12 protein-coding genes and 1 tRNA gene are annotated in these 14,078 nt (G+C 60.6%); 2 read left to right on the top strand and 11 right to left on the bottom strand.

Annotated elements, in window-relative coordinates:
• Positions 1-157: 157 nt before the first annotated feature.
• On the bottom strand, positions 158-604 hold the full coding sequence (locus CHB88_RS19910) for a hypothetical protein (RefSeq protein ID WP_089401091.1): 447 nt from the start codon (positions 602-604) through the stop codon (positions 158-160).
• Positions 605-1,000: 396 nt separating this feature from the next.
• On the opposite strand from CHB88_RS19910, the gene ppnN reads away from it, so the two are divergent.
• A complete protein-coding gene (ppnN, locus tag CHB88_RS19905) occupies positions 1,001-2,371 on the top strand; it encodes a nucleotide 5'-monophosphate nucleosidase PpnN (protein WP_089401090.1) in 1,371 nt (456 codons plus the stop codon).
• 101 nt (positions 2,372-2,472) lie between these two features.
• Complete coding sequence (locus CHB88_RS19900; RefSeq protein WP_176442564.1) at positions 2,473-3,465, top strand: response regulator; 993 nt, start codon at positions 2,473-2,475, stop codon at positions 3,463-3,465.
• Positions 3,466-3,574: 109 nt separating this feature from the next.
• On the opposite strand, the gene CHB88_RS19895 is transcribed toward CHB88_RS19900, so the two are convergent.
• From CHB88_RS19895 to CHB88_RS19850, 10 genes are all read right to left on the bottom strand, one after another.
• Positions 3,575-3,967 (bottom strand): MerR family transcriptional regulator, encoded by a 393-nt coding sequence (locus tag CHB88_RS19895; protein WP_089401088.1) that lies wholly within the window; start codon positions 3,965-3,967, stop codon positions 3,575-3,577.
• Complete coding sequence (locus CHB88_RS19890) at positions 3,960-4,325, bottom strand: integration host factor subunit alpha (protein WP_483869947.1); 366 nt, start codon at positions 4,323-4,325, stop codon at positions 3,960-3,962. The genes CHB88_RS19895 and CHB88_RS19890 overlap by 8 nt, the downstream gene beginning before the upstream one ends.
• A 99-nt stretch (positions 4,326-4,424) precedes the next feature.
• A complete protein-coding gene (gene pheT / locus CHB88_RS19885; RefSeq protein WP_089401086.1) occupies positions 4,425-6,851 on the bottom strand; it encodes a phenylalanine--tRNA ligase subunit beta in 2,427 nt (808 codons plus the stop codon).
• Positions 6,852-6,922: 71 nt separating this feature from the next.
• Positions 6,923-7,939, bottom strand: coding sequence for a phenylalanine--tRNA ligase subunit alpha (gene pheS / locus CHB88_RS19880; RefSeq protein ID WP_089401085.1), 1,017 nt, complete (start codon positions 7,937-7,939; stop codon positions 6,923-6,925).
• Between the two features lie 130 nt (positions 7,940-8,069).
• Positions 8,070-8,429 carry a 50S ribosomal protein L20 gene (rplT, locus tag CHB88_RS19875; RefSeq protein ID WP_089401084.1) on the bottom strand — a complete coding sequence of 120 codons (360 nt, stop codon included), beginning with the start codon at positions 8,427-8,429 and terminating at the stop codon, positions 8,070-8,072.
• A gap of 20 nt (positions 8,430-8,449) precedes the next feature.
• On the bottom strand, positions 8,450-8,647 hold the full coding sequence (rpmI, locus tag CHB88_RS19870; protein WP_019141325.1) for a 50S ribosomal protein L35: 198 nt from the start codon (positions 8,645-8,647) through the stop codon (positions 8,450-8,452).
• Positions 8,648-8,818: 171 nt separating this feature from the next.
• Positions 8,819-9,415, bottom strand: coding sequence for a translation initiation factor IF-3 (infC, locus tag CHB88_RS19865; RefSeq protein ID WP_089401083.1), 597 nt, complete (start codon positions 9,413-9,415; stop codon positions 8,819-8,821).
• A 3-nt stretch (positions 9,416-9,418) separates the two neighbouring features.
• Entirely contained in the window at positions 9,419-11,326 is a 1,908-nt protein-coding gene (gene thrS, locus CHB88_RS19860) for a threonine--tRNA ligase (RefSeq protein ID WP_089401082.1), read from the bottom strand.
• A gap of 225 nt (positions 11,327-11,551) precedes the next feature.
• A tRNA-Val gene (locus CHB88_RS19855) sits at positions 11,552-11,628 on the bottom strand.
• 177 nt (positions 11,629-11,805) lie between these two features.
• On the bottom strand, positions 11,806-14,067 hold the full coding sequence (locus tag CHB88_RS19850) for a RelA/SpoT family protein (RefSeq protein WP_089401081.1): 2,262 nt from the start codon (positions 14,065-14,067) through the stop codon (positions 11,806-11,808).
• Between the last annotated feature and the right edge of the window lie 11 nt (positions 14,068-14,078).

Genomic DNA, 14,078 nt, shown 5'->3' with positions numbered 1-14,078 from the left:
TTGCCTTGAGAGCCGACAAGCGATTGAAAGCTCAACCATGCTGTTTGCCGAGACAGCGGCGTGGCAATCGAGGCCACAGCCCGGAAGAATTGCAGGGAAACGACGGCACAGCGCCCTAGACACTGCTGAGCGCTGTGCAAAACCGAGCAGCCTGGCCTCAGAGCATGGGCCGCAATGGCAGCAGCTTCTGCATGCCAAGATGCTGCATTTCGCGTGGCAGAAATTCGCCAAGCTCGCGTGGCTTGCGACGCCTCGGGTGGGCGATCTCGTCCATGCGCAACGCCTTGCAAGCCTGCCATAGCTGAATATCTTCAGCGTATGGCCTCAAATTGGCGGTCTTTTCCCACAGCACCTGCTTGTGGCTGCCGAAGTCCCAGCACACCGGCGTCAGTCCCTCCAGCAGGCCCTGCTCCTTCAGCTTCAAGGCCATGCCCATGACATCTCCCGGATGGGGATCATCCACCGGGAAGTGAATGGTATTGGCCCATGCCCGCACGTCGCAGAATTCCAGCACCTGTCCAGACACCGGCCTTTCCCATTCATCGGGATGCGCCTTGCGGTTCGGCCAGCGGCCGGCTCCTACCAGCGTACCTGTCTTCAACATGGCTACCTCCTCGCAGGAAAGCAGTGAACGGGTCAGTGAATTCATGAGGCACTTGATCAAACCTTGGGCCGGCAAATCCGTTTCGGCACTGGATTAATGAGGCATTTGGCGTGCCCAATTCATTACTGTACAAAAACACAGTACCACGATTTTACGCAATGTGACTAGTGCTTTCAACAAGATTGTTTGCCGCTCATGCGCTGACATCTGCCCTGTACGCAACAGGCAAGTTCACCAGCAGCCTTTCTTGCTTCATCTCAGGATGTGACGCCGATATGACGGCCCGAGGGACTCGCCAGCGCCGCCCGGGGTGCATAATAGAGTGGCCACAATCAATTCTATGGAAGGCATGGTGTACGCATGATTCAACCCGCACTCAAAGAAGATTTTCTTCCCATGCAGCATGATGTCGTAGACGCCCAGATTTCCCCTGAAGGCCAGCTTGAAATCCTCGCCAAGTCCGAAGTCGCCAAGCTGCTCGATACCAGCCAGGGCGGTCTCTACAACGTGTTCCGGAACTGCTCGCTCGCAGTGCTGAACTGCGGCAACGTCATCGACGACGGCAAGGAACTGCTGGAGCGCTACCGCTCCTTCGACATCAGCATCATCCAGCGCGAACGTGGCATCAAGCTGGACGTGAAAGGCGCGCCGGCCCGTGCCTTCGTCGACGGCAAAATGATCAAGGGCATCCACGAGCATCTGTTCGCCGTGCTGCGCGATGTCATCTACATGAGCGACGAGATCAGCGGCAGCTCGAAGTTCAACCTGACCACCACGGAAGGCGTGACCGACTTCGTGTTCCATATGCTGCGCAACGCCGACGTGCTGCATCCCATGACCAATCCCAACCTGGTAGTGTGCTGGGGCGGGCATTCGATCTCGCGCGACGAGTACGACTATTCGAAGGATGTCGGCTACGAACTCGGCTTGCGCAGCCTGGACATCTGCACCGGCTGCGGACCGGGCGCGATGAAGGGCCCGATGAAAGGCGCAGCCATCTCGCACTCCAAGCAGCGCGTTACCACCGGCCGCTACATCGGCCTGTCGGAACCCGGCATCATCGCCGCCGAATCGCCAAATCCCATCGTCAACAGCCTGGTGATCCTGCCGGATATCGAAAAGCGGCTGGAAGCCTTCGTGCGCCTTGGTCATGGCATCGTCGTCTTCCCGGGCGGCGCCGGCACCGCGGAGGAAATCCTTTACATCCTCGGCATCCTGCTGCATCCGCAGAATGCCGGCGTACCGTTCCCGCTGATCTTCACCGGCCCGGCCGGGTCTGCCGAGTACTTCAAGCAGATCGATCATTTCATCGGCGCCACGCTTGGCGAGGAAGCCCAGCAGCGTTACAAGATCATCGTCGATGACCCCGTGCAGGTGGCGCGCGAGATGCAGGCAGGCATCAAGCAGGTACGCGAATTCCGCAAGGAAAAGAGCGATGCTTATTACTTCAACTGGCTGCTGCGCATCGACCATGAGTTCCAGATGCCTTTCGTACCGACGCATGACAACATGCGCAATCTGCACCTGCACAAGAACCAGCCCAACCACAAGCTGGCCGCCAATCTGCGGCGTGCCTTCTCGGGCATCGTCGCCGGCAATGTGAAGGAGCAAGGCATACGCGCCATCGAGCAGCACGGCTGCTTCGAAATCCATGGCGACAAGGACATTATGAATCCGATGGATGGGCTGCTCGCTTCCTTTGTGGCGCAGCACCGCATGAAGCTGCCCGGCACGCAATATCACCCCTGCTACCGCATCGTCAGCTGATGCCTGGCACCAAATGCCGTCAGGCTGGTCGGGATGTGGGCAATTTGCCCGAATCCTGATCTAGCCCAAAGGTAGTGGTGCGGGAGTGTCTAATCTTCAGCTTGAAATTCGTTCCGGCTCGAATGTCATCAGGGCATGTCTTGATGACATCGGGATTGACTGCAGGCACGATCTGTACATTCGACGTCGAATCCATGGAAAACCAGCGCGCTGCATCGTCCAGTCCGTCTGACACGCTCAGGGTCAACATGGAATCCGTCAGCCTTTCCAAGCTGACAGAACAAGTCGTGGATATCACGCGCTTGCGCACCGGTGAGCATGGCCGCGTCGTCGTGGCATCGATTCCGCAACAAGCGCTGATGCTCTTCGTTGATCCGGAAGGCATGCGCGATATGCTGGCCGAGCTGCTGCAGGCAATCGCCGCGTCGGCTTCGGAAAACGTGCCGCTGTCGCTATCTGCTCATGAGGACAATGGCCGCCTGCATATATTGCTGCAGGCAGGTGACGCCGATATCCATGGCAAGTCGATGCGACTTCCCCTGCCGCCTCATGTGGATGAATCGATGCTGAGCCGCGCCCGCAGCTTCATCGGCCTGCAAGGCGGCACGCTGGAGGCGCGGGCCGGCTCGAGCGGCACGCCGGAATTCCTGCTGACCCTGCCCTGCAGCGCTTCCCAGACCGATGTTCACGGTACGCATGTGACTACGGCCGATAGCAGCGAAACTTCGGCATCCGGTTGCAACATCCTCATCGCCGACGACAATGTCGATGCTGCGGAATCGCTCGGGGAACTGCTCAACGCTTTCGGCCACCAGGTGCACATCGTGCATGACGGTCAGAACGCACTTGATGAAGCCAGCCGACTGCGTCCGGATGTGGTCATCCTCGATATCGGATTGCCCGCCATGGATGGCTATGAAGTGGCGCGCCGGCTGCGCGCGGACGCCAATCTGGCGACGGCCCTGCTGCTGGCGGTGACGGGCTATGCCCAGGAACGGGATCGCATCGATGCGCAGCAAGCCGGCTTTGATCATCACCTTGCCAAGCCGATCGACATCGCCCGTCTGACTTCGTTGCTTGATCGCCGGCACTGAGCGGCAGCACTGAGCGGCGGCACTGAGAAGCGCGCCCTACCCGGCCCGCAAAGCAAAACGCCCGCAGGATGCGGGCGCAGGCAGAGTCAGCGTTGAATCGGCGCGGAGGTCAGCGCCTGAGCACGTTCAGGATTTCCATCAATTCGTTCCGCAGGGCAGTCATATCCGTTTCGGAGCCAGACGGCTGCACCGACACTTCCGGCACGGCTTCTTCCACCACCGGTGCGCGGCTGTCGAGCTTGTTGCGGGCGCCGCTGATGGTGAATCCCTGTTCATAGAGCAGTTCGCGGATGCGACGGATCAGCAGTACTTCATGATGCTGGTAATAGCGGCGGTTGCCGCGCCGCTTGACCGGCTTGAGCTGAGTGAATTCCTGTTCCCAGTAACGCAGCACGTGCGGCTTCACACCGCACAGCTCACTTACTTCACCAATGGTGAAATAGCGCTTGGCCGGAATCGGCGGCAGCACCGCCAATTCCGCCTTGCCGGCGCGATCATTCATGGATCAGTCCGAGGCGATTGGAAACGGGCTGGGTGCCGGCGGTTTCCACCATGCCCTTGAGCTTCTGGCTGGCATGGAAGGTCACCACACGGCGCGCCGTGATGGGAATCTCTTCCCCGGTCTTGGGATTGCGGCCAGGCCGTTGCGGCTTGTCGCGCAGCTGGAAATTACCGAAGCCCGACAGCTTCACCGACTCGCCCCGCTCGAGCGCATCGCGGATCTCGTCGAAAAAAGTCTCGACCATGTCCTTGGCTTCGCGCTTGTTCAAGCCGACCTGCTCGAACAGCAATTCGGCCAGTTCCGCCTTGGTCAAGGTAGGCAGGCCTTTTGCTGCCTGCGAGCGGGCCTGAGCTTCCATGACCGCACGATTGAGGTCGGCGGCCAGCACGGATTGAAGTTCGGCGGAGTTCACGTCATTCATAGTGGTTTTCTCTACCCTGCCCTGGATCTGCGCTCGTCAAGCGCGCAGTTTTGCGCCGAGCTTGCTTTCCACTGCTGCGACGAAGGCAGCCATGGCGGCATCGACTTTATCGTCCTGAAGAGTAGTTTGAGTATCTTGCAAGGTGAATCGGAACGCAAGGCTTTTTTCGTCTATTTCCAGGCCCTTGCCACGATATTCATCAAATAAAACAATGGCTTGCATGATACCACAAGACGGATTGGATTTCCCCTCGGACAGGAAAGTATCCATCACTTCCTGAGCAGCGACCGATTGTTTCACCACGACTGCCAGATCCCGCACCACGGCTGGAAACTTGGAAATCTCCTGGTAGGCCGGTACGCGGCGCGCCGTCAACGCGTCCGCATCGACTTCGAACACCACTGGCGCCAGCGGCAGCTCGTATTTCTGCTGCCAGCGAGGATGCAGTTCGCCGATGAAGCCGATCGCCTTGCCATCGAGGATGACCTGGGCGCTTCGGCCCGGATGCAGGGCCGGATGGTCAGCCTTGGCGAAACTCAGGCTGGCGGGTGCGAACAATGCCTCGAGGTCGGCCTTGATGTCGAAATAATCGACATTGCGCGAAGGCAGGCCCCACTGCTCGTCGAAGGCGCCGCCGTAGGCGATCGCCGCCACGCGCTTGGGCTGGCTGTAGCCGGACACCGACAGCGGACCGTCCTGGGAAGAAGCATCGCGCAGAAACACCCCACCCACTTCGAACAGGCGCACGCGGCCCACCTTGCGGTTCAGGTTGTAGCGCACGTTGGCGACCAGGCTGGCGATCAGCGTGGAACGCATCACGCTCATCTGGCTGGCAATCGGATTGAGCACCTTGATCGCGTTCGCATTGCCGGCGAAGTCGGCTTCCCAGCCTTCGTCGACGAAACTGAAGTTGACCACTTCCTGGTAGTCCAGGTCGGCCAGCTGATGCCGCACGGTGAACAGCGAGCGGGTATTCTCCGGCGCGATGCGCATGACGTTCGGCGCCACCGGCGCCAGCGCCGGGATGTTCTCGAAGCCGTAGACCCGGGCGATCTCTTCGATCAGGTCTTCCTCGATCTCGATGTCGAAGCGGAAGGACGGCGGTGTGACATGGAACAGGCCCGCGTCCTGGGTGAACTGCAAGCCGAGGCGGGTAAAGATCTCGGCAATGCGCTCATCCGGCAGCGGCACGCCGATGATCTTGTTGGCGCGGGCGCTGCGCATGGTGACCTGCTTGCGCTGCGGCAGATTGGTGATCTGGTCGTCCACCGGACCAACCTTAGTCTCCGGTGTGCCGCAAATCTCCACGATCAGCGCGGTGATGCGCTCGATGTGCTCGACCGTGGTGGCATAGTCCACGCCGCGCTCGAAGCGGTGGGCGGCATCGGTGGAAAAATTGTAGCGGCGGGCACGGCCCTGCAGCGCCTGCGGCCACCAGAAAGCGGCTTCCAGATAAATGTTGGTGGTGTCGAGCGAGACGGCAGTGGCATCGCCGCCCATGATGCCGGCCAGCGACTCCACTTCACGCTCGTCGGCGATCACGCCGACCCAGTCGTCGAGCTTGACGGTATTGCCGTTCAGGAGCTTCAGGCTTTCATCGCCCCGGCCCCACCGCACTTCCAGACCGCCATGGATCTTGTCGAGATCGAACACGTGAGTCGGACGGCCGAGTTCCAGCATCACATAGTTGGAAATGTCGACCAGCGCCGAGATCGACCGCTGGCCGCTGCGTTCCAGGCGGCGCTTCATCCACTCCGGCGTCGCGGCGCGGGCATTCAGGCCGCGGATCACGCGGCCGGAAAAGCGGCCGCACAGATCGGGCGCGGAAATCTTCACCGGCAGCTTCTCGTCCGTCGTCACCGTCACCGGTTTGGATACCGGCGCATGCAGCGGCACGCCGGTCAAAGCCGACACTTCGCGCGCCACACCGAGCACCGACAGGCAGTCGGCACGGTTGGGCGTGAGCTTGATGGTGAACTTGAGATCGTTGAGCTGGTAGTAGTCACGGAAGTTCTGCCCCACCGGCGCGTCGTCCGGCAGGTCCAGCAGACCGCCGTGATCTTCCGACAGCTTCAGCTCGCGCGCCGAACACAGCATGCCCTGCGACTCCACGCCGCGCAGCTTGCCCACCTTGATCTCGAACGGCTTGCCGTCTTCGCCTGGCGGCAGCTTGGCGCCGGCCATGGCCAGCGGCGCCTTCATGCCGACGCGCACGTTCGGCGCGCCGCAGACGATGTTGAACAACGTGCCGGTGCCGGCATCGACCTGGCACACGTTCAGGCGGTCGGCGTTAGGATGGCGGGCGATTTCGACGATGCGCGCCACCACCACATTGGTGAACGGCGGGGCTACGGGCTCGACTTCCTCCACTTCCAGTCCGGACATGGTGAGAAGATGAGACAGCTCATCCGAAGTCATCTTCGGATCGGCCATGGTACGGAGCCAGCTCTCGGAAAATTGCATGATTCAGTCTTTCAGCGCGATATTCGGATCGTGCCGGGCGGCGTGGGCGCCTTGCCCGGCAGCGGTTTTTGTCAGTTGAACTGCTTCAGGAAACGCAGGTCGCCTTCGTAGAAGAGGCGCAGGTCGTTGATGCCGTAGCGAAGCATCGTCAGGCGCTCGAGACCGGAGCCGAAGGCGAAGCCGATGTACTGCTCGGGATCCAGGCCCATGTTCCTGATGACGGTCGGATGCACCTGGCCTGAGCCGGACACTTCCAGCCAGCGGCCCTTCAGCGGACCGCTGCCGAAGGCGATGTCGATCTCAGCCGAGGGCTCGGTGAAAGGAAAATAGGAGGGACGGAAGCGCACCTGCAGGTCATCGGTCTCGAAGAAGGCCTTCACGAAGTTCAAGTACACGCCCTTGAGGTCGGCGAAGCTGATGTCCTCGGCGATCCACAGGCCTTCAACCTGGTGAAACATCGGTGAATGGGTAGCGTCGCTGTCGACGCGATAGGTGCGGCCCGGCGCGATCACCTTGATCGGCGGCTTGTTCATGCGCGCGTAGCGCACCTGCATCGGGCTGGTGTGGGTACGCAGCAGCAGCTGCTTGCCCTGGCTGTCCTTGCCTTCGACGTAGAAGGTGTCCTGCATCGAGCGGGCCGGGTGGTTTTCCGGGCTGTTCAAGGCGGTGAAATTGGTCCAGTCGGTTTCGATCTCGGGGCCATCGGCCACATCGAAGCCGATCGAACGGAAGATTGCTTCCACTCGCTCCCAGGTACGCATCACCGGATGGATACCGCCTACGCCGCGGCCGCGGCCGGGGAGCGTGACGTCGATCGCTTCGGCATTCAGGCGCGCCTGCATCTGGGCATTGGCCAGCGCGTCGCGGCGCGCGTTGAGCGCGGCTTCGATGCGCTCCTTGGCGGCATTGATGACGGCGCCCTGCGCCTTGCGCTCTTCCGGCGCCAGCTTGCCGAGGCCCTTCATGTGCTCGGTAATTTGTCCGGTCTTGCCAAGATACTTGGCCTTGGCATTTTCCAGCGCCGCGGCATCCTGCGCGGCGGAGAAATCGGATTGTGCCTGAGTGACGAGTTGTTCTAGGAAGTTCATGCAGTTTTCCCGCTTCGTGACGAAGCCGAAAATTGTAAGGCTGAAAATAAAACGGGGCACAGGTTCAAGACCTCTGCCCCGCTGGGAGGCGCCATCGCTATTCAGCCATGGCGCGAGCCGGTACCCACCATCAAGCGGCGATGCGGGCCTTTACCTGATTGACAATCGCGGCGAAAGCCGGCTTGTCCATGACTGCCATGTCGGCCAGGACCTTGCGGTCGAGTTCGATATTGGCTTTCTTCAGGCCGTTCATGAAGACGCTGTAAGTAACGCCATGGGAACGCGACGCGGCATTGATACGCGCGATCCACAGGGCGCGGAACACGCGCTTCTTGTTGCGGCGGTCGCGGTAGGCGTACTGGCCAGCGCGCATGACTGCCTGCTTGGCGATACGGAAAACGGTACTGCGACGACCACGATAGCCTTTGGCTTGGTCGAGGACTTTCTTGTGACGGGCCCGTGCGGTAACCCCACGTTTAACTCGAGGCATAGTAGCTCCTTAGGTGAGGGTTAGGCGAACGGCATCATTGCGCGCACGGATACCATGTTGGTGTCATGGACATCCACTGCACCGCGCAGCTGGCGCTTGTTCTTGGTGGTCTTCTTGGTCAGGATGTGACGCTTGAAGGCTTGACCACGCTTGACGGTACCACCCGGACGCACGCGAAAGCGCTTCTTGGCGCTGCTCTTGGTCTTCATTTTAGGCATAGCAATACTGTCCCTTCGGACAGCTCCGTTTTTAACATGATTGCAGGTGGCAGCACTTCGCTGCTCTTGGATGCCTGCTCTCACTTGTTAGGGCGATGAAATCGGGTTCATCGCCAGTGCAAAGCCGCCTCTGGCTCGCGCCATGGCGTCTTCGCAATTCTTATACCTTGCTTATTTCTTTTTCTTCGGCGCCAGCACCATCACCATCTGGCGGCCTTCCATCTTGGGAAACTGTTCCACCTGGCCATAAGGCTCGAGATCGGTGCGCAAACGCTCCAGCACGCGCATGCCGATATCCTGGTGCGCCATCTCGCGGCCGCGGAAACGCAGCGTGATCTTGGTCTTGTCGCCCTCTTCCAGGAATTTCACCAAGTTGCGCAGCTTGATGTTGTAATCACCCTCATCCGTGCCGGGACGAAACTTCACTTCCTTGACCTGGATGATCTTCTGCTTCAACTTGGCTTCGTGGGCCTTCTTTTGCTCCTGGTACTTGAACTTGCCGTAATCCATCAGACGGCAGACCGGCGGCGCGGCGTTAGGCGCGATCTCTACCAGGTCGACATTCGACTCTTCAGCAAAACGAAACGCCTCGCTCAGGCTCACAATGCCGAGCGGTTCGTTATTGACCCCGGATAAACGCACCTGTGGCGCAGTGATCTCGCCGTTGATGCGATGCGACTTGTCAGTAGCTATTGTCGTTTCCTTCAAAAAAGAAATAATTAAGCCGTGCTTTCGCGCTGAAAGCACCCGGAAAACTCCCGGGCACATTCATCAGGCTTTGGTTTCCACCTCGGTCTTGAGGCGGTTCACCAAGGCGTCGACCGGCATGACACCCAGATCGACGTTGCCCCGCGCACGCACGGCCACTGTGTTCGCGTCCCGCTCCTTGTCGCCGATGACGACGATGTAAGGCAGCTTTTGGACGGAATGTTCGCGTATTTTATAGGTTATTTTCTCGTTGCGCAAATCCAGCTGAACCCTAAACCCTTGTTTTTTCAGGTTTTGTGCTACGGCATCAGCATATTCTGCCTGGGCGTCGGAGATATTTAGCACCGCCACCTGCACCGGCGCCAGCCACAGCGGCAAGGCGCCGGCATGGTTCTCGATCAGAATACCGACGAAACGCTCCATGGAACCGACGATCGCCCGGTGCAGCATGACCGGCACCTTGCGCGTATTGTCATCGGCTACATACTCGGCTCCGAGCCGGCCCGGCATGGAGAAGTCCACCTGCATGGTGCCGACTTGCCAGGGGCGGCCGAGCGAATCCTTCAGGTGATATTCGATCTTCGGGCCGTAGAACGCACCCTCGCCCGGCAACTCTTCCCAGGTCACGTCGCAGGCCCGCAGCGCATTGCGCAGCGTGTCCTCGGCGCGATCCCAGGTTTCGTCGGAACCGATTCGGCTTTCCGGGCGCAGCGCGATCTTGATGGAGATGCCACTGAAGCCGAAATCCTTGTACACCTTCATCGCCTGCTGGTGGAAGGCTCGGCACTCTTCCTGGATCTGGTCTTCGGTACAGAAAATATGGCCATCGTCCTGAGTGAAGCCGCGCACACGCATGATGCCGTGCAGCGCGCCGGAGGATTCGTTGCGATGGCATTGGCCGAATTCGCCGTAGCGCAGCGGCAGGTCGCGATAGCTGCGCAGCCCGGCGTTGTAAATCTGGACATGGCCCGGGCAGTTCATCGGCTTGAGCGCGTAGTTGCGATTCTCCGACTCGGTGACGAACATGTTTTCGCGGTAGTTTTCCCAGTGCCCCGTCTTTTCCCAGAGCGAGCGATCGAGGATCTGCGGCGCCTTTACCTCCTGGTAGCCGCTGTCGCGATACACCTGGCGCATGTACTGCTCCACCTGCTGCCAGATGGTCCAGCCCTTCGGATGCCAGAACACGAGGCCCGGCGCCTCATCCTGGAAGTGGAACAGGTCGAGTTGCTTGCCGAGCTTGCGATGGTCGCGCTTCTCCGCCTCTTCCAGCATGTGGAGATAAGCTTCCTGCTCTTCCTTCTTGGCCCAGGCGGTGCCGTAGATACGCTGCAGCATCTCGTTCTTGGAATCGCCGCGCCAATAGGCGCCGGCCAGCTTCATCAGCTTGAACACGCGCAGCTTGCCGGTGGACGGCACGTGCGGGCCGCGGCACAGATCGGTGAAGCCGCCTTCGCTGTAAAGCGAGACATCCTCATTCTGCGGAATCGATTCGATGATCTCGGCCTTGTAGTCCTCGCCGATCGACTTGAAATACGCCACCGCCTCGTCGCGCGGCAGGACCTTGCGCGTCACCGGCTCGTCCTTCTTCGCCAGTTCGGCCATCTTCTTCTCGATGGCCTGCAGGTCTTCCGGCGTAAAGGGGCGCTTGTAGGAGAAGTCGTAGTAGAAGCCATTGTCGATCACCGGACCGATGGTTACCTGGGCATCCGGGAACAGCTCCTTCACCGCATAGGCCAGCAGGTGGGCGGTCGAGTGACGAATGACGTCGAGACCCTCGGGGTCCTTGTCGGTGACGATGGCCAGATCGACATCGCCGTCGATCAGGTAGGCGGTGTCGACCAGTTTGCCATTGACCTTGCCGGCCAGCGCCGCCTTGGCAAGGCCGGGACCGATGCTGGCGGCCACCTGGGCCACGGTGACCGGCGCTTCGTACTGGCGCTGCGAACCATCGGGAAGTCGGACTGAAACCATGTTGGGCTCCTGCCGGCACGAGCACCGGCACAGTAATTCGAATGAGGGAAACTGCTGAAAATGACGGACGAAAAAAAACGCGGACTAGCCGCGTTTTTTCAGTGCAATGACGAAAAACAACCCGACTAGCGTCGCTCCCAAACCATGTTAGTGGTAGTTCGCGGTGTCATAACCGGATGCCTTTCTCGTTCTTACACAAAACCAGATTGAAACTGCTTTGTTCGTTGGTAGGCTCGATTGGACTCGAACCAACGACCCCTACCATGTCAAGGTAGTGCTCTAACCAGCTGAGCTACGAGCCTAAAGAAGCGAAATTATAACGGCGATTTTTCCTTCGCGCTAGCCCTAATTTGCAGATAGCAATCTTGCATTGCAAGATTCGTTTTATTGCAAGGCAGACCAAGCTTTTCACAACCTCCGGCAACCCTGGCTTGATGAAGCCATGCTTTCCCCGCCCGCCGCGCGACATTAGCAAAACGCTAATTCCGCCGCACCTCGAATACCCCGCTGACCTCGTGGATGATGCCGATGGCCTTCTGCAGCTGAGCGGTGGAGGCGATCTCCGCCGTGAAAGACATGCGGGCCACGCCCTTGGCGCTCTGGGTGCTGACGCCAATGACGTTGATCTTCTCCCGCGAAAACACTTCCGAGATGTCGCGCAGCAGGCCCTGCCTGTCGTTGGCGAGGATGAAGACATCCACCGGATAGACGGTTTCCTTCTCAGGCAAGCCCCATGTGGTCTGGATGATGCGCTCCGGCGAACGCAGCCGGATCTGTGCCAGGTTCTTGCAACTGATGCGGTGAATGGCCACCCCCTTGCCGCGGGTGACGAAGCCGACGATGTCGTCCGGCGGCGCCGGCTTGCAGCAGCGCGCCAGCTGGGTCATCAACCCTTCGGTGCCGACCACCAGCACGCCCGACTTGGCGCCCTGGGCCACGCTGGATGAACGGCTCTTGTTGGGAATGAGCGCTTCCGGCTCCACCGCCTTGGCGCCGTGGCGCGCCTCGTCGTCGGCATGCAGCACATGCTCGATCTGGCGCAGGCCGATGGTTTCCTTGCCGGCCGCCAGGAACAGCTCGTCCACCTTGGCGAAGCCCAGCTTGTGCGCCAGGTCCTCCAGATTGATGGCGGTGCGCCCTTCCCGCTGCAGCGCCTTTTCCACCAGGCTGCGGCCATGAGACAGCGTTTCCTGTTGTTCGATGGCGTTGAACCATGCCCGAACTTTGGATCGGGTCCGTGGGCTGGCGGCGTAGCCCGGCGTGAGCCAGTCGCGCGACGGGCCCATTTGCCCCTGGGCGCTGCCGCGAGCGCTGATGATCTCCACCGTCTGGCCATTGCGCAGCGGGGTGTTGAGCGGCACCATGATGCCGTCCACCCGGGCGCCGCGGCAGCGATGGCCGAGGTCGGTATGGAGATAGTAAGCAAAGTCGATCGGGGTCGACCCGCTCGGCAGCTCGATCACCCGCGCCTGCGGCGTCAGCACGTAGATGCGGTCGTCGAGGGTGGCGGACTTCAGCTTTTCCATCCACTCGCGGCGGGCATCATCCTTGGTCAGCACCGCATCGGTGACTTCGGTTTTCCAGGCCAGCAGCTGACGCAGCCAGGCGATCTTCTCGTCGTACTTCTGCGCCGAGAAGTTCGAGCCGCCGCTTTCCTTGTAGCGCCAGTGGGCCGCCACGCCGTATTCGGCGAAGCGGTGCATCTCCCTCGTGCGGATCTGCACCTCCAGCGGCCGGCCATCTTCCGCCTCCACCACCGTATGCAGAGACTGGTAGCCGTTCGGCTTCGGCCGGGAAATGTAATCGTCGAACTCTTTCGGCACCGGCGTCCAGATGTCGTGCACCAGGCTGAGCACCGAGTAGCAGGTCTTGATATCGTCGACGATCACGCGAAAGGCGCGCACGTCGTAGAGCTCGGAGAAATCCAGCGACTTGCCGCGCATCTTGTTCCAGATGCTGTAAATGTGCTTGGGCCGGCCGAACACCTCCGCCTGGATGCCGGCGGCCGCCAGTTCAGCCTTGAGCCGGTCTATCGCCGCATTGACGAAGCCTTCCCGCTCCAGCCGCTTCTCTTCCAGCATGCGGGCGATGCGCTTGTAGGTCTCGGGCTCCAGGAAGCGGAAAGCCAGATCTTCCAGTTCCCATTTCAGCTGCCAGATGCCGAGCCGGTTGGCCAGCGGCGCATAGAGATCGAGCGTCTCGCGGGCATAGCGGAAGGTGGTATCCGTCTCCAGCTTCTGTTCGGCGAAATAGCGCAGCGTGGTCACGCGCGAGGCCAGCCGCACCACGACCACCCGCATGTCGGATGCCATCGCCAGCAACATCTTGCGCACCGCTTCCAGCTGCTCCGCCGCCTGCTGGCTGGCATTCTTCCCCTTTTCCGCAGCTTGCTGGCCGAAGGTCTGGCCATGCAGCCGCATCAGCTGGCGGGTATTGGTGACGAGGTCGGTGATGTCCTTGCCGAAGCGCGGCTCCATGCCCTCGGCCGCCGCCGGCGCGATCACCGGCAGCTCGCACAGCAAGGCGGCGATGCGGGTGTCGGCATCGCTGTTGAGCATGGCCAGCACCGATGCCGCCCCCTGCGCGAAGACGAGCGCATTCTGGCCGGTGACCACCTGCTCGTTCTCATACAGAGGACGAACGAAGTCCAGCGCGGCGAGCACGCGGCGGCTGTCCTCTTCGCTCAATCCCGATGCCAGTTGGCTGACGCCGTCGTCCTGGCTGCTTGCTACTGAAACCATGGCTTCATCGC

The organism is Noviherbaspirillum humi, assembly GCF_900188095.1.
Taxonomy (GTDB): domain Bacteria; phylum Pseudomonadota; class Gammaproteobacteria; order Burkholderiales; family Burkholderiaceae_D; genus Noviherbaspirillum; species Noviherbaspirillum humi.
Note: the sequence above shows the minus strand (reverse complement) of the source record. Positions and strands in the feature narration are given on the sequence as shown.